This window comes from Escherichia sp. MOD1-EC5433, from assembly GCF_002966005.1.
Taxonomy (GTDB): Bacteria; Pseudomonadota; Gammaproteobacteria; order Enterobacterales; family Enterobacteriaceae; genus Escherichia; species Escherichia ruysiae.
In genome coordinates this window covers 1-566 of the sequence record NZ_PTRL01000023.1, presented here as the reverse complement: position 1 = coordinate 566, position 566 = coordinate 1, and the positions used below count along the sequence as shown (strand labels likewise).

1 tRNA gene and 2 rRNA genes are annotated in these 566 nt (G+C 48.4%); all 3 read left to right on the top strand.

The features are described 5' to 3' along the window. A 16S ribosomal RNA gene (locus C3D30_RS20215) occupies window positions 1–113 on the top strand; the annotation flags it as partial. Between the two features lie 85 nt (window positions 114–198). Further along, window positions 199–274, top strand: a tRNA-Glu gene (locus tag C3D30_RS20210). 193 nt (window positions 275–467) lie between these two features. Further along, window positions 468–566: ribosomal RNA gene (locus tag C3D30_RS20205) — 23S ribosomal RNA — on the top strand; the annotation flags it as partial.

Below are 566 nucleotides of genomic sequence, written 5' to 3'. Positions count from 1 at the left end.
AAGAAGTAGGTAGCTTAACCTTCGGGAGGGCGCTTACCACTTTGTGATTCATGACTGGGGTGAAGTCGTAACAAGGTAACCGTAGGGGAACCTGCGGTTGGATCACCTCCTTACCTTAAAGAAGCGTTCTTTGAAGTGCTCACACAGATTGTCTGATAGAAAGTAAAAAGCAAGGCGTCTTGCGAAGCAGACTGATACGTCCCCTTCGTCTAGAGGCCCAGGACACCGCCCTTTCACGGCGGTAACAGGGGTTCGAATCCCCTAGGGGACGCCACTTGCTGGTTTGTGAGTGAAAGTCGCCGGCCTCTGTATCTCAAAACTCACTTACGAGTGATGTTTGAGATATTTGCTCTTTAAAAATCTGGATCAAGCTGAAAATTGAAACACTGAACAACGTAAGTTGTTCGTGAGTCTCTCAAATTTTCGCAACACGATGGTGAATCGCAAGAAACATCTTCGGGTTGTGAGGTTAAGCGACTAAGCGTACACGGTGGATGCCCTGGCAGTCAGAGGCGATGAAGGACGTGCTAATCTGCGATAAGCGTCGGTAAGGTGATATGAACCGT